Origin of the sequence: Paenibacillus sp. HWE-109, from assembly GCF_022163125.1 — a bacterium.
In the GTDB taxonomy this organism is placed as follows: Bacteria; Bacillota; Bacilli; order Paenibacillales; family NBRC-103111; genus Paenibacillus_E.
Genome location: NZ_CP091881.1, coordinates 5,897,428 through 5,916,541, shown reverse-complemented (window position 1 = coordinate 5,916,541; position 19,114 = coordinate 5,897,428). Strand labels below are relative to the sequence as shown.

Annotated in this window: 24 protein-coding genes; 10 read left to right on the top strand and 14 right to left on the bottom strand. The window is 49.9% G+C overall.

Annotated elements, in window-relative coordinates:
- Positions 1 to 54: 54 nt before the first annotated feature.
- Both LOZ80_RS25115 and LOZ80_RS25105 read right to left on the bottom strand, forming a co-directional pair.
- Complete coding sequence (locus tag LOZ80_RS25115) at positions 55 to 729, bottom strand: DNA-binding response regulator (RefSeq protein WP_238167240.1); 675 nt, start codon at positions 727 to 729, stop codon at positions 55 to 57.
- A 103-nt stretch (positions 730 to 832) separates the two neighbouring features.
- Positions 833 to 2,128: an NAD(P)-binding domain-containing protein gene (locus LOZ80_RS25105; RefSeq protein ID WP_337950974.1), complete on the bottom strand. Its 1,296-nt coding sequence runs from the start codon at positions 2,126 to 2,128 to the stop codon at positions 833 to 835.
- Between the two features lie 126 nt (positions 2,129 to 2,254).
- On the opposite strand from LOZ80_RS25105, the gene LOZ80_RS25100 reads away from it, so the two are divergent.
- The 7 genes from LOZ80_RS25100 to LOZ80_RS25070 all read left to right on the top strand — a co-directional run bounded on the left by LOZ80_RS25100 (position 2,255) and on the right by LOZ80_RS25070 (position 6,846).
- A complete protein-coding gene (locus LOZ80_RS25100) occupies positions 2,255 to 3,610 on the top strand; it encodes a glucose-6-phosphate isomerase (protein ID WP_238167239.1) in 1,356 nt (451 codons plus the stop codon).
- 166 nt (positions 3,611 to 3,776) lie between these two features.
- The gene (locus LOZ80_RS25095; RefSeq protein WP_238167238.1) at positions 3,777 to 4,418 is read left to right on the top strand and encodes a YigZ family protein; all 642 of its coding nucleotides are present in this window, start codon (positions 3,777 to 3,779) and stop codon (positions 4,416 to 4,418) included.
- Between the two features lie 63 nt (positions 4,419 to 4,481).
- Entirely contained in the window at positions 4,482 to 5,138 is a 657-nt protein-coding gene (locus LOZ80_RS25090) for a TetR/AcrR family transcriptional regulator (protein ID WP_238167237.1), read from the top strand.
- 133 nt (positions 5,139 to 5,271) lie between these two features.
- On the top strand, positions 5,272 to 5,496 hold the full coding sequence (locus LOZ80_RS25085) for a DUF1128 domain-containing protein (RefSeq protein ID WP_238167236.1): 225 nt from the start codon (positions 5,272 to 5,274) through the stop codon (positions 5,494 to 5,496).
- Positions 5,497 to 5,678: 182 nt separating this feature from the next.
- The gene (locus LOZ80_RS25080; protein ID WP_238167235.1) at positions 5,679 to 5,990 is read left to right on the top strand and encodes a hypothetical protein; all 312 of its coding nucleotides are present in this window, start codon (positions 5,679 to 5,681) and stop codon (positions 5,988 to 5,990) included.
- 332 nt (positions 5,991 to 6,322) lie between these two features.
- On the top strand, positions 6,323 to 6,565 hold the full coding sequence (locus LOZ80_RS25075) for a spore germination protein (RefSeq protein WP_238167234.1): 243 nt from the start codon (positions 6,323 to 6,325) through the stop codon (positions 6,563 to 6,565).
- Positions 6,566 to 6,588: 23 nt separating this feature from the next.
- On the top strand, positions 6,589 to 6,846 hold the full coding sequence (locus LOZ80_RS25070) for a hypothetical protein (protein WP_238167233.1): 258 nt from the start codon (positions 6,589 to 6,591) through the stop codon (positions 6,844 to 6,846).
- Between the two features lie 19 nt (positions 6,847 to 6,865).
- Here the strand turns inward: LOZ80_RS25070 and LOZ80_RS25065 are convergent, their stop codons facing one another.
- The 9 genes from LOZ80_RS25065 to LOZ80_RS25025 form a co-directional block, all read right to left on the bottom strand.
- A complete protein-coding gene (locus LOZ80_RS25065) occupies positions 6,866 to 7,216 on the bottom strand; it encodes a hypothetical protein (protein WP_189009785.1) in 351 nt (116 codons plus the stop codon).
- Positions 7,217 to 7,231: 15 nt separating this feature from the next.
- Positions 7,232 to 7,699 (bottom strand): hypothetical protein, encoded by a 468-nt coding sequence (locus LOZ80_RS25060; protein WP_238167232.1) that lies wholly within the window; start codon positions 7,697 to 7,699, stop codon positions 7,232 to 7,234.
- An 8-nt stretch (positions 7,700 to 7,707) separates the two neighbouring features.
- Complete coding sequence (locus tag LOZ80_RS25055) at positions 7,708 to 7,926, bottom strand: hypothetical protein (protein ID WP_238167231.1); 219 nt, start codon at positions 7,924 to 7,926, stop codon at positions 7,708 to 7,710.
- Between the two features lie 153 nt (positions 7,927 to 8,079).
- A complete protein-coding gene (locus LOZ80_RS25050) occupies positions 8,080 to 8,523 on the bottom strand; it encodes an Hsp20/alpha crystallin family protein (RefSeq protein WP_238167230.1) in 444 nt (147 codons plus the stop codon).
- Positions 8,524 to 8,624: 101 nt separating this feature from the next.
- Complete coding sequence (locus LOZ80_RS25045; RefSeq protein ID WP_238167229.1) at positions 8,625 to 8,918, bottom strand: alpha/beta-type small acid-soluble spore protein; 294 nt, start codon at positions 8,916 to 8,918, stop codon at positions 8,625 to 8,627.
- A gap of 21 nt (positions 8,919 to 8,939) precedes the next feature.
- Positions 8,940 to 9,386 (bottom strand): GtrA family protein, encoded by a 447-nt coding sequence (locus LOZ80_RS25040; RefSeq protein ID WP_238167228.1) that lies wholly within the window; start codon positions 9,384 to 9,386, stop codon positions 8,940 to 8,942.
- Positions 9,383 to 10,432, bottom strand: a complete 1,050-nt coding sequence (locus tag LOZ80_RS25035; protein WP_238167227.1) for a glycosyltransferase family 2 protein — start codon at positions 10,430 to 10,432, stop codon at positions 9,383 to 9,385. The genes LOZ80_RS25040 and LOZ80_RS25035 overlap by 4 nt, the downstream gene beginning before the upstream one ends.
- Before the next feature lie 341 nt (positions 10,433 to 10,773).
- Positions 10,774 to 11,082, bottom strand: a complete 309-nt coding sequence (locus tag LOZ80_RS25030) for an ArsR/SmtB family transcription factor (protein ID WP_189009771.1) — start codon at positions 11,080 to 11,082, stop codon at positions 10,774 to 10,776.
- A 98-nt stretch (positions 11,083 to 11,180) separates the two neighbouring features.
- Positions 11,181 to 11,786: a DUF2087 domain-containing protein gene (locus LOZ80_RS25025; protein ID WP_238167226.1), complete on the bottom strand. Its 606-nt coding sequence runs from the start codon at positions 11,784 to 11,786 to the stop codon at positions 11,181 to 11,183.
- 127 nt (positions 11,787 to 11,913) lie between these two features.
- Between LOZ80_RS25025 and LOZ80_RS25020 the strand changes: the two genes are divergently transcribed.
- Positions 11,914 to 12,552, top strand: coding sequence for a futalosine hydrolase (locus LOZ80_RS25020; RefSeq protein WP_238167225.1), 639 nt, complete (start codon positions 11,914 to 11,916; stop codon positions 12,550 to 12,552).
- 1 nt (position 12,553) lies between these two features.
- Complete coding sequence (locus LOZ80_RS25015; protein ID WP_238167224.1) at positions 12,554 to 13,399, top strand: 1,4-dihydroxy-6-naphtoate synthase; 846 nt, start codon at positions 12,554 to 12,556, stop codon at positions 13,397 to 13,399.
- A 952-nt stretch (positions 13,400 to 14,351) separates the two neighbouring features.
- On the opposite strand, the gene LOZ80_RS25010 is transcribed toward LOZ80_RS25015, so the two are convergent.
- The 3 genes from LOZ80_RS25010 to LOZ80_RS25000 form a co-directional block, all read right to left on the bottom strand.
- Positions 14,352 to 15,308: a D-2-hydroxyacid dehydrogenase gene (locus LOZ80_RS25010; protein WP_238167223.1), complete on the bottom strand. Its 957-nt coding sequence runs from the start codon at positions 15,306 to 15,308 to the stop codon at positions 14,352 to 14,354.
- Between the two features lie 49 nt (positions 15,309 to 15,357).
- A complete protein-coding gene (locus LOZ80_RS25005; protein WP_238167222.1) occupies positions 15,358 to 16,359 on the bottom strand; it encodes an RluA family pseudouridine synthase in 1,002 nt (333 codons plus the stop codon).
- A 169-nt stretch (positions 16,360 to 16,528) separates the two neighbouring features.
- A complete protein-coding gene (locus LOZ80_RS25000; protein ID WP_238167221.1) occupies positions 16,529 to 17,572 on the bottom strand; it encodes a LacI family DNA-binding transcriptional regulator in 1,044 nt (347 codons plus the stop codon).
- 139 nt (positions 17,573 to 17,711) lie between these two features.
- Here LOZ80_RS25000 and LOZ80_RS24995 point away from each other — a divergent pair, with 139 nt between their 5' ends.
- Positions 17,712 to 19,055 (top strand): FAD-dependent oxidoreductase, encoded by a 1,344-nt coding sequence (locus tag LOZ80_RS24995; protein ID WP_238167220.1) that lies wholly within the window; start codon positions 17,712 to 17,714, stop codon positions 19,053 to 19,055.
- The last annotated feature ends 59 nt before the right edge of the window (positions 19,056 to 19,114 follow it).

Genomic DNA, 19,114 nt, shown 5'->3' with positions numbered 1-19,114 from the left:
CAGCCACTAGCCACCAACTCACCCCCGACGCACCACCAATCCGCGCCAACTCCGTCAGAATCCCGACCATTCCCGCCCCGAAGGGGCGAGCACATAAGATCTAACCCGCTGCACGCCGCTAGCAGGCTTGATAATTCCTTTCCCATGCAAGCTGCGAAGCCATTTGCGTGCATGTTCCACGCGGATGCCCAGATGTGCTGCCACGGCTTGCGGTTTAAGCGGGTCTACGGCGCTGGCAGCCAGCCGAGTGATCTCTTTCTCTCGATTGGTGAGCGACCACATCTCGCGACCGCAATCATCGGCATACCATCGTCCCATCATGTTCCAAATAACCTGCTGACAGCGCCGCTGATGTCCTGTAATATCGTCAACGGAAAAGCGTAGAACCTTCCAATCATCCAGCATCAACTGGTTCTGCCGCATCAGGTTATCGCCGAAGCGGGTTCGGTCAATATCTCGGGCGTGGGGGCCGAACCCATCAATCTCGATGCAGATCCGATGGGGCGGCCGCAGATAAACAAAGTCAACAAACCGCGTGTTGTCTTGAAAATCCCTTACTTCATATTCCGGATGCAGATAGCGCAAATGCCCAACAACTGGCCACCAGATGTGCTGCATGAATAACTTTTCCGCATAACCATGTCCTTCTTGCAATCGGCGCAGACGCTCACCCGAACGTCGCAATTTATGATGCTGAACAAAGATTTCATGCTCTTGATAAAAATCCATCCAGTCCTCCTCCTTGTAAACCCTAAGCAGGGTAAAAATAAAAAAACCGCCTCTCCCTAAGGGAAAGACGGCATGTTCTTCACGCACGTTTCATGCTATTCACTTACAAAGCATACTCAATATGATCCTCAATATACTGCTCCAGCTTGATCCGCACATAAGGCGGCAGCGCGGAAAGCATGCAGCCGTAGCGGAAATTGCTGCCATGCGTTTCGATGCGAATCACGCGAGCCGTGATTGGCGGGAGTTCCGCTTCCTGCGGGAAGTGGATGACGATGAACATGTCCGGCGCAAGCGGTGCCGCCGAGGTGATTTGCAGGCCGCTTTCCGACAAGTCGTAAAGCGTGCCGTCGATGTTCTGGCCGGAGAAGGAGCCTTCCTGCTCCCACTGGTAGATGGACAGCTTCAGGCTGATGTCCAGTTTCACGCGGGTGTTCCGGCGGCGTTCGCGGCCGGAAAGCGGCGAAGCCTGCTTCTCCGCAGCAGAAGCAGCCTCGACGGCAGCCTCGCTTGCTCGCGTGACTTTCACACCCATCCAGTCCTCATAGCACTGGATGACGGCGCTCAAATCTTCTTCGCCAAGGCCTTTGCTCAGGCCCATCTGAAACAAGGTTGTTGCCGAATTCAACATCGGCGAAGGCAGTTGGAACTTGTTGGTAAGTTCCTGCGCGAGCAAAAGATCTTTCAGCATCAGCTTCAGGGAGAATTGATTGCTGAAATCGCGATCGATAATTTTATCGGCTTTCAGTTCGACTTGCTTGCTGTGCGCTCCGCCGGAGCGCACAATCTCTAAGAATTGAGCAGGGTTAATGCCTGCTTTGGTTGCTATGGATAAGCCTTCGGCTAAACCTGCTAAGTTAATACCCACCATCGTGTTGTGGGCAAGTTTGGCATTCGAACCCGAGCCGCTAGGCCCGAGGTATAGGGCTTTGCTGCCCAGAGCCGAGAACACGTCTTGCTGTTCGTCGAACACTTCTTGGCTGCCGCCGACCATGAACGTAAGCGTGCCAGCTTCAGCGGCAGGTTTGGTGCCGGTGACAGGCGCGTCGAGGAAATCAACGAAATGTGCTGATAGTTCCTCCGCCAGCTTTTGACTTGTTTGTGGGGACACGGTGCTGGAGTCAATAATCGTGAGAGCGGGATGAATACCACTCAGAATGCCATGCTCACTGTAGAAAGTCTCCAGGAGTGAAGCGTCATTGCTAAGCATTGTAATCAAAACATCCGAACTGCGAGCAGCTTGAGCGGGGGTCTGAGCGACTTCAGCGCCAAGACGAGCAAGCTCGTCCGCTTTTTCAGCAGTACGATTATAGACCGTTACGTTAAAACCCTTTTGAATAAGGTTAGCAGCCATGGGTTTACCCATTGTGCCAAGTCCAATAAAGCCGATACGTTTCATGATCATTCACCTCTAGGTTCATTTTATCATGCGAAATAGAACCTGTGAATGCCTTCTTTACTTGCATTTGTACAGGCAAATAAGTATGCTAGGAAAAGGAAAAATATAGAGGTGGAGGCGAGCATAGTGAGCAAAAAACTACAGTTCGATTACAGCAAGGCATTATCTTTTCTATCCCAGCATGAGGTTGATTACTTGTCAGCCCAAGTGGAATTAGCCCACGAACAATTACATAACAAAACAGGTGCAGGATCCGATTATCTAGGTTGGGTGGATCTTCCTGAGAACTATAACCGTGAAGAGTTTGCACGCATTCAAGCTTCAGCCAAACAAATTCAATCCGATTCCGAGGCACTTGTAGTGATCGGTATTGGCGGTTCCTATTTGGGAGCACGTGCAGCGCTGGAGATGTTGTCCCATTCTTTCTATAACATTTTGCCCAAAGATAAACGTAAAACGCCTGAGATTTATTTTGTAGGAAATAATATCAGCTCTACGTATGTGACGCACTTGCTTCAATTGTTGGAAGGGAAAGATTTCTCCGTCAACGTCATTTCCAAATCCGGTACGACGACGGAGCCAGCGATTGCTTTCCGTATTTTCCGTGAGCTGCTGGAGAAAAAATATGGCAAAGAAGCGGCACGCAAGCGGATCTACGCAACTACTGATCAAGAAAAAGGCGCGCTCAAAACACTTGCCAACGTTGAAGGTTACGAGACTTTCGTCATTCCAGATGATGTAGGCGGACGTTATTCCGTACTAACGGCTGTTGGTTTGCTGCCAATCGCGACGGCGGGCATTGATGTGGAAGCCATTATGAAAGGCGCGGCAGATGCACAGCAAGAATTCTCCAATCCCAAATTAAGCGAGAACCAAGCGTACCAATATGCAGCCGTTCGCAACTCCCTGTATCGCAAAGGCAAAACGATTGAAATCCTCGTGAACTATGAGCCGTCCTTGCATTTCGTATCGGAATGGTGGAAGCAGTTGTTCGGGGAAAGCGAAGGGAAAGATTACAAAGGGATTTACCCTGCGTCTGTTGATTTCTCCACGGATCTTCACTCCATGGGCCAATTCGTGCAAGACGGCAACCGGATTCTGTTCGAAACGGTCATCCAAGTGGATCAAGTTGCTGACCACATCACGATTGGTACGGATGCGGATGATTTGGACGGGCTTAACTTCCTGAGCGGAAAAACGATGGATTTCGTGAACAAAAAAGCGTTCCAAGGCACAATGCTGGCACACACAGACGGACACGTTCCGAACCTGATCGTGACTTTGCCGGACATGACACCTTACTCCTTCGGTTATATGGTTTACTTCTTTGAAAAAGCATGCGGCATCAGCGGGTACCTGATGGGTGTGAATCCTTTCGACCAACCAGGTGTTGAAGCATACAAAAAGAACATGTTTGCCCTCTTAGGAAAACCGGGTTATGAGAAGGAAAAAGCGGAATTGGAAGCACGTTTGCAACAATAAAAATGAACGAATGTAAAAAAACGATCAATCCTATCGGATAGGTCGTTTTTTCGTTCCAATATTCCCATTATTTATGTGGTAAATTTTCTTTCTATATTGTCGAAGTCTAAGGTTGTGTGTAGAATATAGTGAAACAGATGTTTCCTTCTACCAAGAAAGGTCGGCTATGCTAGCACATTTCAAAACTATCCAATCGTACGGATCGTCGGAAATCATCATCAAGAAGTCGCGTTTCATCGGCCATGCGAGGCCGGTAGAGTCAGAAGAAGAAGCTACCCAATTTATTGAAGCGATCAAAAAAGAACACAAAGCGGCTACACACAACTGCAGCGCTTATGTTATCGGCGAGAGAGACCAGATTCAGAAGCAATCTGATGATGGGGAGCCGAGCGGCACCGCAGGCAAGCCGATTCTGGAAGTGATTAAGCATCAAGGGCTCAAGAACATTGCTGTTGTAGTTACCCGTTATTATGGCGGCATCATGCTTGGCGCGGGCGGACTTATCCGGGCTTATACGGATGGAGCCGTGATAGGCATTGAGGCTGCACAGCCCATATATAAAGTGAACCATCAGAAGGTGCTTATCGAGGTTGATTACACGTGGTATGGCAAAATCGAGAATGAGCTAAGAAATCAGGGGATGCTCCTCGGAGACATTCAGTTTACGGATAAAGTAACTGTAGCTTGCTATCCATTGGCAGCGGCAGCGGAGACATTTATCAACTGGGCAACAGACATTACACAAGGTCAAGGCATGATAACAGCTGGAGAGAACACGTATATCGTTCATAAGAACCTGCCTGAATAGGCGGGTTCGAGATTGGACAGTTTCACCTAATTTCATAAGCTAAGGATGCGGAGGGATAGAAGAATGGCTAGGAAAGCAGTCGCGCAAGAGCTTAGCAGAGAACGAATACTTACCGAGGCGCGGGATTTATTCGCTACTTTTGGCTATCGTGCTTTAACGATGCGCAGCATCGCAAAAGCAATGGGTTACAGTCACGGAGCGTTATATTACCATTTTAGTGAGAAAGCTGAACTATTTTATGCGTTAATTAAAGATGACTTTTCCTTACTGATGCAGCGTCAGCGGGAAATGATCGTTCGTGAGCATGGGTTTAGCGTGAACCTGCTTCAGAAGCTGATGATGGAATTCGTTTGGTTTGGTTTAAGCAATCCGAATCATTACGAAATGATGTTCATGCTGAACGAACCGGAATTAGCACATTATTCTCGTACCGAGCAAGCACAGTGTTTAGAAATGTTTGCTATTGTGATTAGACAAGTCATCGCAGATCAACCCGCTTATGAAAATAGGAAGTTTACACTTCCGTGGAACTTGTTTATGTCTATGCACGGCCTTATCTCCTATTGTATTCAATTCAAACAAACCTATGAAGAAGCAAGAAGACTGGCAGAAGAGCACATCCGTCTGATTTGTGTGAGCCTGGATTTTGATTCTCATGAGCAGCAGCGTCCGATTGTTAAAATGGTGGGTCCTAATTTGCCGATTACAAATGCCATCTAATCAAAGCGTGAAGGGAGACGAGTGTCTCTCTTTTTTTGTTATTTTCAAAGGCGTAGACAATGTTCTATTTTACATTCTGAGGCAGGTGCTTTAGAATAATGACAAGAGAAGCAAGGAAGGATGACACTAACAGATGGATTTGAATACGTGGTCGGAAGCGAACGTGGAATTTATGTTTGAAGAAATTAAGAAGAAGCTGCGCATGGCGACAGGCGGATCGATCAAGGCCTCCAACGTGAAGGAAGAGGTTTATGAGGATCTGAAGGATCTGTACAACATGGTCGCGAGTAAAGATAGATTCAGCATCAGTGAGATTGATGCGATTACGACAGAGCTAGGCAATATCCGTAAAGCTTAGTGGTGCTGTTATGCAAAATGAAGAAGCCGTTTTTTCAGCCTGATGAGGGTTGGAAATACGGTTTTTTTATTGGGCTTCTGTGCATTTATTTATAGAAATGGACAGCTATCCAAGCGAACTCACCTATCCAGTCGTACACTATAGAGCAATGTATCCCTGGTGGCTGAAGGAGGTGGACGTTTATGGCGTCCAAAGTTCGTAAAGAAGACGTTCGTAAATTGGTAGGTAAACATATTTTTGCTTTGAAGAAAGATGGAACCAGCGTAGCAGGTAAATTGGTGCGTATCAGCGGCAACACGTTGATCGTCGCTCCTCAAAATGGCAAAAAGGTTCAAGTTAAGGCGGTCATCCCCTTGGTCCTGTTTGACCTCTTAGCGATTGGCACATCACCTTTTGCGTTTGGCCCGTTTGGATTTGGCGGCGGTTTCGGTGGTGGGTTTGGCCCATTTGGTGGATTTGGCGGCGGTTTCGGCGGCCCAGGAATCTGGTTCTAAGATTTGCGAAGGAAGAAGGAAGATCCTTTCCCGCTGGGGAAAGGATCTTTTTTTGTTAGCTCGCTTGAACATCAGCCAAGCTTATACGCTCTCGTGCCAGTAGAATCGCCCCTCCGATTGCCAATAAGAGTCCCTGGAGACTCCTATCCCGCCGAAAAAGCCTCTTTTCGCACCAATAGAAGCTCCCAAAGGCTCTTATTCGCTCCTCGCGCCGGTAGAATCGCCCTTCTTCTTCACTTGGAACGCCGTTGTCACCAAGCGGGCACTCTGTGAATAGGCTAACATACAAGTCACAATGGTAAGCTATCCATGGACAGGAGTGAGTGAGCGGCATGCCGAGTTCCATCGTTTTTAACATGATTAACATTAACAATCAGAATACGAATGCCACCATCGGGATCGGTGAGAATGTACAGTCCAGCTGGGACTCGCATAGTAAGAACAATTATGGTACCGGCGAGTTTATCGGCAATACGATCTCCGTTAATATCGTGAATGTCCTTTATGATAATGACTTTATCGATGCTCCGATTAATGATCAGGACTTTAAACCAACTGTGGCGAACCAAGTCTGATGAAAGAGTGGGGGAATGCGATCATGCATCTGCAAGGTCCACAGGACCCGCCAGTCATTCAATTCGACTCCATTCATGTGAATACAATTACAGATGCGTCCGGCATTTTCGTTGGGACGAATATGCAAATTCTTTGGACAACAAGCGGCAAAGCGAACAGTGGAATGGGAGAAGTTAGCGGGGAAAACAACTATGTGATCAACAATGTGAATACGGTGTATGACAATGATATTATCGATGCGCCGTATACCAAAGGAGATTTCATTATTGGACGTGTGTAAAAGAATGCTCCGCAGCTGCTTAATCAGCAGTTTGCGGAGCATTTGTCACAGCGGGTTCAGTCTCTGACGCGGCAGAGGATGTGGTGAAGCCGGAGGTCTGAGCTTGATTGACTATCATCTCTTGCAGCCAATCCGGTGTCTCATTGTCACCGATATTGAGCATATCCATGAAATCGGAATCGTTCAGCATGGAACGTGTGCCGACTAACTGATTATTATCGCCTTCAACGGCGCCAAACCCTTGCACAGTCTTCTGATTGCTTTGGAAATCGGTCGGCCAATTGTTGCCCATATTGATGCAGGACGCGCTTTCGACCGATCCGATACGGATCGAACCGATGATGAATGACGGTGACATGAACGAGGACATGGATGGATCACCTCTTTACTTTTTGAATTGTGGCGTATACCGATAACCCGTTGCGGTACGCTCCGGCTCTGGAGGAGGCGAAGAGGTGTCTTTAGCAGCTCCGCTATTACCGTCTTTGGTTACCTGCGCACGTTGAAAGGCCTCGTCCAAGGGGCCTTTTTTCTCCGTAGGCTTGGCGCCAAAATTATTGCCTAAATTCAAGGAGCCGCTAAGCTCCTTAATGTCTAGATGATCTAAGCGGAACGTCAAATTCTCCAAAACAGGCTGATGAACATGCAGCACATCGATATGAATCTGCGGATGCTTGGTGACTAGCTTAGCAAGATCCTCTTCCAATTGTTTCAGACGTTTTTCTAATTGTTGAACATTAGGCGGCGTTTGATCGGTTGGAGTTGGGTTCCAAGACGATTCTGGTATAGGTTTAGGTTTTGCAGGCGAGTGCAGCGGCGGATTCGGATTCGTTTTTTTCTTTTGAAACCACATAATGGCAATTAGCTCTTCTGTGTCGGATGTTTCATATCAAATCTATCACTGTCCTGAACAACATGCTTGCCGCCGAGAATCACATTGTGTTCGCCTGCTACTTCCCCGAGCCCTTGGTTGACTTTGACCGAATGACGTCTGCCGATGATCCGATTGGTCCCCTTGTTCACGCTGGATGTCTCTGCGATGGCATCGATATGGATCGATTGGAATTGAATGCGTACCATGATAATCCCCTCCATCTCCCATTTCCTTACTGATCTCTTCCTCATTATATGGGGACAAAGGGAGATTCATTTCTCTTTCTGAAAACAAATAACGCTCAGCAGATTCGACAAGCAGTGGAAGATGATCACCTGCAAGGCTTATGCTGCTGAACGTTATGTGAATTGAATGGGGATGACTTTCTCACCGTCAGGGGGAGAAAGAGGGATGCGAACAATGAGTAAACCATTCTGATAGTGTGCCCGCATGTGCTCGGTTAAGGCTCTGCCGGGTAAACGAATCGCTCTCTCGAAGACGCCGAAGAAACGCTCGGAGAGCCGCATCTGCTGATCGGTCACTTGATAAGGCCTTGCGAGGTTTCCCCGCATGTGAAGCGATTGTTCACGAAAAGAAAGCTGAATTTGCTCAGGGGAAGACAAGCCAGGAACTTCTGCCACAACGACAAGCTCCTGGGGTGTTTCATACATATCGATTCGTGGCCCGGTAAGCGGGATGATACTGGCAATGTCCTGCCAGAATTCAGGGCCTAGCACGTCGCCGGCTTGCGCCGACAGCCCTTTCCAATCGGGCCCCTGTGAACGGTTGCCTGGGGGGTTCATCGGCCATCATCACCTGACTTTTTTACATAGAAAGTAGCGCTGCAAGCAGCTTGCTATTAGTCTATGTAAACCTGCGGCGGATTATGGCATTCTCGGCTAGCTTACCCTTGAGGGGGGCGCTGCTGGGAGAGCTGCTGCTGAGCCATACGCACGAGTTCTCGCACCATTGCTCCGCCGATGGGACCTCCGACCTTGCCGGCATCCTCAGAGCTTAGTTGACCGTTGTAGCCTTGCTGCAGCGGAACGCCAAGCGTTCGGGCTACTTCATATTTAACCAAATCAGGACGTTCCATATTGACGTTGTAACCTTGATTTTTCATAACCTGAGCTTTAAGCAGTCCGAGTCCATGCTCGGAACCAGGTACCATGGCTTTGTGGCTTCTTCTGCGTGCCATCGTAGCATCACCTCTTGGCGATTAGGATACCCCGCGCACGTTCGTCTCATTAGTGCGAAATGTAAAATATTTATGCCCGATGTAATTACCAATCGTATATAGTCCGTTGCCGACGAGAATAGCAGCATTATGCCGCCATTCAGCGCTAATGACAGGAAAGAGCTGTCCGGCGGCCTCAGCTAGCAGATAACTCGCGCCATACGAAAGACCATAGCAGCTGAGAATAACGACAGTAAATTTCCACCAGCTGCTGCCGACGCTGGCCTTGGAACGAAACGTAAAGGTTCGATTCAAGGTGTAACTAACGATCGCTCCAATCGTATTTCCGGTGAACGTAGAGAGCCAATAATTCAGGTGAAGCAGATTGAAGAACAGGAAACTGGCCGAAAGGCCGACGAGAGTGTTGAACACTCCGACGATCAGGAAGCGGGCAAAGCTGCTGGAAAGCAGAGTTTTGAAGCGATTCATGGTCCGTATCTCCGCCCAGAAGCGGTTTGTCCGGCAGGGCTGCTGTCTTGGAGCAAAGAGGTCTGTACAGCGTTCGACGCCTGCTCTGTCAAATCTTTTTCGATGACGAACAGTGGACGCTGCTTCACTTCTTTGTAGATTTTCCCGATATACTCGCCGATTAAGCCTAGAGCCAGCAGCTGCACACCGCCAATAAACCAGACGGATACAATGAGAGAAGTCCAACCCGTCACATTGGCGCCGACCATTTTGCCTATAACGGCATAGATCCCAGCAAATACACTGAGAATGAACAGGAGAAAGCCCATCAAAGTAACGAATCGAATCGGTGTCACACTGAAAGAGGTAATGCCGTCGAAGGCGAAAGCGAGCATTTTGCGCAGCGGATATTTGGATTCCCCGGCGAAACGTTCCTTGCGATCATAATACACTTGAGTGGAAGGGAAGCCGAGCAGCGGAACCATGCCGCGAAGAAATAAATTAACCTCTTGAAATTTCTCTAAATTGTCGAGCGTACGTTTGCTCATTAAGCGGAAATCCGCATGATTATAATGGATTTTCACACCAAGCGAAGTCATCAGTTTATAAAAGCCTTGTGCAGTGGCTCGTTTGAAGAAAGTGTCCGCCGAGCGGTCTTGCCTAACCCCATAGACAATATCGAATCCTTCATGGAATTTGACAACAAATTCACGAATAGCATCTGTGTCATCTTGCAAATCGGCATCGATGGAGACCACGCAATCCGAATAGGCTTTAGCTTTCATCAGCCCGGCTAGCAGGGCGCTTTGATGACCGGCATTTTTGGCAAGTTTAAGACCGGTAACGAAGGAATTAGCAGCGTGGAAGCTTTCAATCAGCGCCCATGTCGCATCCTTGCTGCCGTCATCGACCAACAACATCGTGCTCGTGCCCGCAATCAGGTTGTCCGCAATTAGAGCATCCAGCACAGCGCTGAGTCGGAATACCGTTTCGGGAAGTACTTCTTCTTCATTATAACAAGGGACCACAATGGTCAAATTCGGAGTTGCCACAATTCCTCGCTCCATCCTGGATAGGTATGTATCATTGACTGATTAGTGAACTATTACGATTATAGCTTAAAAGGTATCCAAAAAGTAAGCGACCAGAACGGAAAACATCGCCCCAGCCGCTATTTTCCAATTACCAACCAAATCCGAAAGTACTAAGAACGATAACCAAGAGGATGTATAAAACGAGGACTACAGATGTGCCAGTGTAAGGTACTGATGGTCCGCAACCACAACTCATGTCAATCCCTCCCTTCACACAATTAGGATATGTTACAAATGCGGAGGGCGTATGGATATTTGCCCTGTATATTTGAAAAAAAGCTCCCCATCGCCATGGTCAACCATGGAACGGGAAGCTATGATGTGCTGACTAGCGGTAAGATGGTGTCCAGCAGACCGGGAAATCTGGCTTGCAGATCATCGCGGCGCAATGATGTATAACGAAGGGTGCCTTCCATACGCGTATGGATCAACCCGGATTCACGTAAAACCTTCAGATGATGGGATAGCGTGGATTTGGGAATATCTATTTCGATAGCGCCGCAATACAACTCGCCGTGTTCATGGAGACGTTTAATGACTCTCAAACGGTTGTCATCACTGAGCGCATGTAGAATAGTTGCTAATTCAAGATCGCCCCGAGCAGGATGGAAAAGAGGTCTCATCTGCAGTTTCACCTGCCTTTTTGTAAAATGTATCTCTACAAGTAACTATATCATATTTAGCATAATCATGAAATGTGGCGAATCACAGGTATCGACTTTTAAGATAAGGTTTCCCATTTCGTCCACATTTCAGCGGGGTTCAATTCATAAATGTTATTTTCCCTAAACATGAACTGATGCATGATGAACTCTCGGCGGATCGTGGCGAAATCGGGATGAAACTGCTCGATCCAAACATTCAGTTCTTTTTCCGTATAGCTGCGTCCTTTATCCAATTGCTCGATCAGATGCTTCAGGACAATTAGCTTTTTCTTGAGCTGGGCAGGGATATGCTTGAGTTTACCATCTTGGGTGAAAAAATTGCGAATGATGGATTGCTGAACGTTGCTCTTAGCTTCTTGATCGTCCATGGGGGCCGTTCCCCCTTTCTTGTTTTTATAGATGAGATCGATGGTCGCGTTGGCATGGCTGCGTATAAAGTACTCATTTAAAGCGAAATAAATCGTATTCTTGTCTCTGCGTTCAAAAATAAGACTGGCTTCCCTAAGTTTGGCAGCGTGATGCGTGATGGTCGCAGGCGTGATGCCCAGTTTCTCGGCAAGGGCTTGGCCGTTGCTTTCACCTTCAGCCAGCAGAATGAGTATTCGGATTCGTGTCGGGTCAGCTAGCGCTTTGTGGTAGGTGATGATTTTATCCAACTGCATGTGTGGTCACCTCATCTAATTAGAAGTATATCTAATTAGATATTAATCAAATTAGTTGGAATTGTCAAACGCAGTCATGTAAAATAAAGAGAAGATTTCTTTTTGTACAAAGGAGATAAGCTTAACGATGCGTATACTTGTAATGACGGCGGTTGCGCCTGAAAGAGACGCTGTCCAGCGTGGTCTGGGCCATGATAGCCGCTTTGAATTTGCCTTGGCTGGCGTGGGACTTGCTGCGGCGGCGGTTAACGGAGCTTTGGAGCTTGCAAAAGCTGAATATGATTTGGTTATTATTGCTGGTATTGCTGGCGGATTTGTAGGAAAGGCGGAGATAGGCTCGTTGGTAGTTGCCAACGAAATTATTGCCGCCGATCTGGGGGTAGAGCTGCTGGATGGCTTCAGCAGCTTGGACGAGCTCGGCTTCGGCTCAACACGCGTTAGCGTTGACGCCGCATTGGCCGAGCGCGTAACGGCGGCGCTGCAAGTCGCCGGATTGTCCGCGCAAGCGGGGCCGGTGCTCACCGTCGCGACAGCCACCGGCACGGCGGCGACTGCTGCGGCGCTTGCCGCTCGCGTGCCTGGGGCGGCAGCCGAAGCCATGGAAGGCTTCGGCATCGCCACGGCCGCCGAGCAGCGCGGCGTGCCGGTACTGGAGATTCGTGCGATCTCGAACGCGATTGGTCCACGCGACCGCGATGCCTGGCGCATCGGGGATGCCTTTAAAGCTTTAGAAGCAGCAAGTTCAGTCCTAGCGGAGGTGCTTTAAGATGAAAATTGCGTATTCACCCTGTCCCAATGATACATTTGTCTTCCATGCGTGGGCGCACGGATTAATTCCGGGTGCGCCTGAGCTTGATGTCCAATATGCGGACATCGATATTACCAATCGGTTGGCTGCCGAAGGCACAGGCCCCGATGTCTTGAAAATCTCGTATGCAGCGCTCCCCTGGGTGCTGCAGGATTACGCGCTGCTGCCTTGCGGCGGCGCTTTGGGCAGAGGCTGCGGCCCGCTCGTGCTGACGCAGCCGAGCAGTGAAGGCGCAGCCGCAGACCCGGCCGCGCTGAGCGGCCGCCGGGTCGCGGTGCCGAGTGAGCGCTCGACCGCGTACCTGCTGTTCCGCCTCTGGGCGGAACAAAATGTCCCCGGCGGCGTGGGGGAGATCGTGGTCATGCCGTTCCACGAGATCATGCCCGCGGTGCGGGACGGCCGCATCGATGCCGGCCTTGTCATTCATGAAGCGCGCTTCACTTACCCGTCGTACGGGTTAGCGCTTCTCACGGATCTGGGCAGCTGGTGGGAAACCGACACCGGCCTGCCAATCCCGCTCGGCGCCATCATTGCGCGGCGCTCGATGGATCTTGAGGCGCTTGCCGGCTGGGCTCGCGCATCGGTGCAGTACGCGTGGGCGCATCCGGAAGCTTCGCGCGACTATGTCATGCAGCACGCGCAAGAGATGGATCCGCAGGTCGCTCAGCAGCACATTGACCTGTACGTAAATGAGTTCACCGCTGATCTGGGTGAAAGCGGCTATGGCGCCGTCTTGACCTTGCTGGAGCGCGCAGCCCAAACAGGGCTCGTGCCGCAGCTGGATTATGCGGCTTTGTTGAAATAAATGGAAAAGAGGCTGTCTCCCAAGGTTGAAAACCTTGGAAGCAGCCTCTTTTTTAATAATAAAGTATAAATTTTTGGGTGGATTTAAGGGGTTCTCCCTTTTTAGTTGACGTTCACCGCAGCTCTTTATGCTTTAGAGGTTTTCGGTCTTGAGTGGCATCTAATGAACTGTAGGATGCTTATCGACGAGAAAATGGCTACTTTGGAAATGTAATGAACTGGATTGATGTTACCCGGTACTTTATTGGCCGAATTGTGATCAATTGCTTGAAATAGCGCATCTGGTATTCATTAGATTTTCAGAATGAGCGATTTTGGCTGAACAAAGGTTGTTGAGTTCGTAAGGAGGCTTGCGAAGGTGTAGGGGCTTGAAGACCTAGCCGCAGGCTGGGTTTTCTTAGTAATCACCACCTACCACCTACAACCCAACCAATTCAAATCCTACACCCAAACTCCCCCACACAGACAAATAAGAGCCCCTAGAAGCTCTTATCCGCGCCAAAAACAGCTCATTTTTGGGAATAGAAGTCTTTGGAGACTCCTATCGTCACTCAAATCCGCCCAAACTCCCCCATTCAGACAAATAAGAGCCCCTAGAAGCTCTTATCCGCGCCAAAAACAGCTCATTTTTGGGAATAGAAGTCTTTGGAGACTTCTATCGTCACTCAAATCCGCCCAAACTCCCCAACCAATCCAAATCCTACACCCAAACTCCCCCACACAAACAAATAAGAGCCCCTAGCTAGAAGCTCTTATCCGCACCAAAAACAGCTCATTTGTAGGAATAGAAGTCTTTGGAGACTTCTATCGTCACTCAAATCCCCCAAACTCCCCAACCAATCCAAATCCTACACCCAAACTCCCCCACACAGACAAATAAGAGCCCCTAGAAGCTCTTATCCGCGCCAAAAACAGCTCATTTGTAGGAATAGAAGTCTAAATCTGTGAAAGGGTTACTTAATTACATTCACAGGCGAGCCTGCCGCATAAGCACGAACATTGCTAACCGCAATGCCCATCAATCGTGAGCGCGCTTCCTGTGTTGCCCAAGCAATATGCGGTGTGATAATCACATTGCGTGCATGAAGCAACGGATTGTCCGGTTTCGGCGGCTCAACGGTCAGAACATCCAGACCCGCACCGGCCAATCGGCCTTCATTCAGCGCCTGCGCGACATCCGCTTCATGCAGAAGCCCGCCTCTGGCCGTGTTGAGCAGAATCGCCGTCGGCTTCATCAGCGCGATCCGCTGTGCATTGATCAGTTGGTTTGTCTCTGGCGTCAGAGGGCAGTGCAGGCTGACAACATCAGCCCGCTGCAAAAGCTCATCCAGCTGCACCCACTCGATGCCCGCGATAGGCTCCGGCACACGCTTGCCGCTGCCTGAAGCGATGACGTTCATGCCCATGGCTTGGGCAATGAGGGCTGTTTGTTTGCCGATTTGCCCGAGGCCGACAAGTCCCATCGTTTTCCCGCCTAACTCCATCAGAGGGGAGCGGGTGTAGCTGAAATCGATCGAAGCCGCCCAGTCCCCGCGCAGCACGCTGTCGCTATGCTGCTGGGTGCGGTGGCAGAATTCCAAAAGCAAAGCAAAAACCAACTGAGCGACGGAATGCGTGCTGTAAGCCGGAACATTCGTGACCACGATGCCTTTGTCCCTAGCTGTCTGAGTATCAACGATATTGTACCCGGTCGCGAGTACGCCAATGTAACGGAGATGAGGGAGCTGCTCGATGCTTTCGGCCGACAAAGGTGTCTTATTCGTGAGCACAATTTCCGCATCCAAGGAACGTTCAACGATTTGAGACTCCGCTGTCCGGTCATACAAAACAACCTCACCGAGTGCTCGCAGCTCTTCCCAATTCAGATCGCCAGGATTGAGCGTATATCCATCAAGTACAACGATTTTCATCTGTCCCTGTCTCCTTTCATCTGTCCCTGTCTCCTTTCTACTGTCAAACTTACTTCTTCCCGGGCACTTCCCGGAAAGGATTCATAAACAACTTAGGAATGCTCGTCTCGTAGCGCAGAAGTTGACCTGTCGTCGGATGCAAAAACGCAAGCACACGCGCATGCAAGCCAAGCCGGCCGATCTCCTTCGTTTTTGAGCCGTATTTCTTGTCGCCAACCACGGGATGACCGATATCCTGCATATGGACGCGGATCTGGTTCTTACGGCCCGTCTCCAAATTGACCTCTAACAGAGAAAAGCCTTTGTTAGATTGCAATGTTTTGTAATGCGTTACGGCATGCTGACCGTCATTGGGATAGGGGGTAGAAAACATTTTCAGCGATTTCGGATTCTCTTTGAGCCAGGACGAGATCGTTCCTTCGGGTTTCCGCACCATGCCTTCAACTAAAGCGACATAGGTGCGCTCTTTGACACTTTCCTGCCAAGTGTTCTGCAGATGCTGTTGGGATTTCTCATTTTTGGCAAACATCATGACACCGGAAGTGTCCCGATCCAGGCGATGAACGACGAAAATCCGTGCTTTGGGATCATGGTTGCGCACGTGCGCAGTGAGCTGCCGATAGGCTGTTATTTCATTTTTTTCCGCATTGGCTGCGATCGACAGAAGCCCTGCATCTTTTTGAATGACGATGACATCTTCGTCCTCATGCAGAATGATCATACCCGCCAAAGGGATATCTTCTACGACTTTATCCTTGTTAATAGTGACGACTTGATCCGGCAGCAGCGGATGGTTGTAGGCCGTTACAGCTTTCCCGTTGACAGCAACTTGTCCGCGCGCGAGGACCGCTTTTACCGCATTTCGTCCCAGACTCGACAACTTCTCAATTAAAAAAGGCAAAAGCTCCACAGGCTCTTTCACCGTATATTGACGGGTATTCTCTGGCGTGATCCTTGGCAGGCTCGGGCTTGAGCTTGATTTCTGTTTAAAAGTTGGTTTTTGACTATACGTTTTTTTGGGTTTTTGACCCTTGTCTGGCTTTTTTTGCATGAAAAAAGACCTCCTATTGCGATCGCTTACCTTCCGGTCAGATCATTTAACTTACAATATACCACGTAAGCAAAAGCAAATGAAACGAGTTTAAGAAAGTCGGCGGCGCGAATTGCCATCGGCTCGAGCTGCTGCCAGTTGTGGGAGGGGGAAGGTTGTTGAAATACACCTAGCCCCCGCCCTTCCCCGGCACCTTCTGCAAGGTGCTGCCCACCAAAAAAGTGCCCTGCAGACGCACGTGCTCATAAGGCAAATGCGGATTGGCAATCCGCCAGAGCATGCGATCCGCTGCCCGGTAGCCGGTCTCGCGAATGAGCAGATGCGGGCGCGAGCAGAGCGGAAGCGTGTCGCTCTGTTCATTCAGCAGCGCGACGAAGGAGCACTGCTGCGGAATTGCTGCGCCGATGCGGCGCAGCGTGTGATACACAGGTGCGGCCTCCTCATCGATGCCGCATATTACGGCCGTAGGCAGGTGTGTCCGGTACACCTGCTCCAGTTCCCCAAGCCACCGCTGCGTACCGTCACGGCGCGTGATATGCGCCTGCGGATCTACCGGCAGGCCGGCTTTCCCCATGGCCTCGCAGAAGGCCTGCCAGCGAATGACGAAGCCCCGTTGATCCTTTGTGTCTCCCACGTACATAATCCGCTCATGTCCCAAGCGCACAAGTCTCCGAACGGCTTGGTACACCGCCTCATAGACGTCCCAAATGACGCTGTCGACACTGGATTCCGGCGGCGGGAAGTTAAGCAGTATGCGAGGCAGCGGCAGCTCCAACAGTTTCTGCTCCAATAGATCATGACTCATCCTTGGAGCAATGAAGATACCTTCTGCATAGAGCAGCCCCTGGTCCTCGGCCCACGCCTCGAATTGCGGGGGTTTAAGCTGCGGCGGGATCAGAAGAGGCTGCACGGTATGGCCGAATTCCATGAATCGCTCATGCAAGCCTTGCAGCAGCAAGCGGTTGAAATTCAGCGATTGCTTGTTTTGCACGAGCACGAATCGGCGCTGCACAACGGGGTAGGGCGAGATATGATCAAGCTGGAGCGTCTGCTTCTGGTCTTTGGTCATGTAGCCAAGCTCACGGGCAAGACGGAAAACCTCGCTGCGCGTCTGTTCGGACATGCCAGGCAGTCCACGCAAAGCTTTGGAAACGGTTTGTATAGTTAAGCCCAACTGGTCGGCTAAATCATGGAGGGTTACTCGTTTGCGCATAAGCTGGGAAGCTCCTTTTTTGCGAATGATTGTCCACTAATTTTAAACTAAAGTTAAACTAAAATGAAGGTTAATTTTAAACTATACTGAGGGAAGCAAACGAGTGAACTTATCGACTAAGCAGAGGGAGCGAATTCATATGAGTAAAATTATAGAAGCAGATATCGTCGTTGTAGGCGGAGGACCAGCGGGCGTGAATGCAGCGATTGCGGCAGGCCGGAGCGGGGCTAAGACGGTATTGATCGAGAAATACGGCTTTATTGGCGGGATGTCCACCGCAGCCCTGGTGTATCCGTGGATGACCTTTCATACAACGGATGGCAAGCAAGTAATTAAAGGATTGGCCCAGGAAATCATCGATCGTCTGATGGCGATGAATGCGTCGCCTGGACATCTTCGGGACACGGTTGGATTCGTCAATACGATCACTCCCTATCACCCTGAGATCTATAAGGTGCTCGCGGTTGATATGCTCAAAGAGGCAGGCGTTAAGCTGCTGTTCCATAGCTTTGTAGATCAAGTTGAAACGGTTGACAACCGGATTCAGTCGGTTCAATTAACGTCGAAGTCGGGCCGAATTGATGTGTTGGGCAAGGTATTTATCGATACGACAGGAGACGCGGATCTTGCTTATTTATCGGGAGCGCCTTGTCTGCAAGGGCGTGATGGCGATAAACTGACGCAGCCGATGACGATGAAATTCCGGATGCGTGGGGTTGATTTGCCTGCGGTGAAGCAGTATATGATCGATAATCCGGATGAATTTTATAAGAAGACGCCTTTCTCTGAGCTGGCTGATTTGCCTTTGTCCGGTGTTCTCGGCTATTTCAAGCACTGGAAGGAAGCCAATCTGCCAATCAATCGCGATCAAGTGCTCTTCTTCACAGGACCGGAGGATGACGAAGTGCTGGTCAATACTACGCGTGTTCAAGGATTGGACGGAACCAACGTGGAGGACTTAACAGAGGCAGAGGAGCTGGGACGCAAGCAAGTCTTGATGGTCGCCGAGTTTATGAGAAATAACTTGCCTGGCTTTGAAAAAGCCTCGATCTCATCGGTAGGCGCTCAAATCGGAATCCGTGAAACACGTCGTATTGACGGACGGTACGCCCTTCAGGTGAGCGATGTTGTAGAGGGGCGTCATTTCGAGGATGTGATCGCGCGGAGCGGCTATCCGATTGACATCCATGATCCGTCAGGCAAAGGGGTAACCGCTGCTTGGGTCAAGGGAGACGGAGCTTACGATATCCCCTACCGTTGTCTGCTGCCGCAAAAGATTGAGAATTTGCTGACGGCCGGACGCTGCATTTCCACGACGCATGAGGCTCTCGCAACTACGCGTCTTACGCCAAGCTGCATGGCTACCGGTCAAGCGGCAGGCTCAGCGGCAGGGCTTGCGATCAAGCACGGCGTTCAGCCGGGGCAGATTAACATCGCTGAGCTGCAGGCTGTCCTCGTGGAGGATGGAGCACTCTTAAGCTAGTCGGCGCATCCTCCCATTTAGCCACAGTACTCGCTTCAGAGTACATGTGGTTTTTTGCA

Bases quoted from the DNA above. Each gene is read 5' to 3' on its own strand.
- LOZ80_RS25020 (WP_238167225.1), top strand. From the start codon at position 11,914: ATGCGTATACTTGTAATGACGGCGGTTGCGCCTGAAAGAGACGCTGTC.
- LOZ80_RS25000 (WP_238167221.1), bottom strand. From the start codon at position 17,572: ATGCGCAAACGAGTAACCCTCCATGATTTAGCCGACCAGTTGGGCTTA.
- LOZ80_RS24995 (WP_238167220.1), top strand. From the start codon at position 17,712: ATGAGTAAAATTATAGAAGCAGATATCGTCGTTGTAGGCGGAGGACCA.
- LOZ80_RS25065 (WP_189009785.1), bottom strand. From the start codon at position 7,216: ATGTCCTCGTTCATGTCACCGTCATTCATCATCGGTTCGATCCGTATC.
- LOZ80_RS25080 (WP_238167235.1), top strand. From the start codon at position 5,679: ATGGCGTCCAAAGTTCGTAAAGAAGACGTTCGTAAATTGGTAGGTAAA.
- LOZ80_RS25085 (WP_238167236.1), top strand. From the start codon at position 5,272: ATGGATTTGAATACGTGGTCGGAAGCGAACGTGGAATTTATGTTTGAA.
- LOZ80_RS25005 (WP_238167222.1), bottom strand. From the start codon at position 16,359: ATGCAAAAAAAGCCAGACAAGGGTCAAAAACCCAAAAAAACGTATAGT.
- LOZ80_RS25025 (WP_238167226.1), bottom strand. From the start codon at position 11,786: ATGCAGTTGGATAAAATCATCACCTACCACAAAGCGCTAGCTGACCCG.
- LOZ80_RS25050 (WP_238167230.1), bottom strand. From the start codon at position 8,523: ATGAACCCCCCAGGCAACCGTTCACAGGGGCCCGATTGGAAAGGGCTG.
- LOZ80_RS25035 (WP_238167227.1), bottom strand. From the start codon at position 10,432: ATGGAGCGAGGAATTGTGGCAACTCCGAATTTGACCATTGTGGTCCCT.
- LOZ80_RS25030 (WP_189009771.1), bottom strand. From the start codon at position 11,082: ATGAGACCTCTTTTCCATCCTGCTCGGGGCGATCTTGAATTAGCAACT.
- LOZ80_RS25090 (WP_238167237.1), top strand. From the start codon at position 4,482: ATGGCTAGGAAAGCAGTCGCGCAAGAGCTTAGCAGAGAACGAATACTT.
- LOZ80_RS25070 (WP_238167233.1), top strand. From the start codon at position 6,589: ATGCATCTGCAAGGTCCACAGGACCCGCCAGTCATTCAATTCGACTCC.
- LOZ80_RS25055 (WP_238167231.1), bottom strand. From the start codon at position 7,926: ATGGTACGCATTCAATTCCAATCGATCCATATCGATGCCATCGCAGAG.
- LOZ80_RS25075 (WP_238167234.1), top strand. From the start codon at position 6,323: ATGCCGAGTTCCATCGTTTTTAACATGATTAACATTAACAATCAGAAT.
- LOZ80_RS25015 (WP_238167224.1), top strand. From the start codon at position 12,554: ATGAAAATTGCGTATTCACCCTGTCCCAATGATACATTTGTCTTCCAT.
- LOZ80_RS25105 (WP_337950974.1), bottom strand. From the start codon at position 2,128: ATGAAACGTATCGGCTTTATTGGACTTGGCACAATGGGTAAACCCATG.
- LOZ80_RS25115 (WP_238167240.1), bottom strand. From the start codon at position 729: ATGGATTTTTATCAAGAGCATGAAATCTTTGTTCAGCATCATAAATTG.
- LOZ80_RS25060 (WP_238167232.1), bottom strand. From the start codon at position 7,699: ATGTGGTTTCAAAAGAAAAAAACGAATCCGAATCCGCCGCTGCACTCG.
- LOZ80_RS25040 (WP_238167228.1), bottom strand. From the start codon at position 9,386: ATGAATCGCTTCAAAACTCTGCTTTCCAGCAGCTTTGCCCGCTTCCTG.
- LOZ80_RS25045 (WP_238167229.1), bottom strand. From the start codon at position 8,918: ATGGCACGCAGAAGAAGCCACAAAGCCATGGTACCTGGTTCCGAGCAT.
- LOZ80_RS25010 (WP_238167223.1), bottom strand. From the start codon at position 15,308: ATGAAAATCGTTGTACTTGATGGATATACGCTCAATCCTGGCGATCTG.
- LOZ80_RS25095 (WP_238167238.1), top strand. From the start codon at position 3,777: ATGCTAGCACATTTCAAAACTATCCAATCGTACGGATCGTCGGAAATC.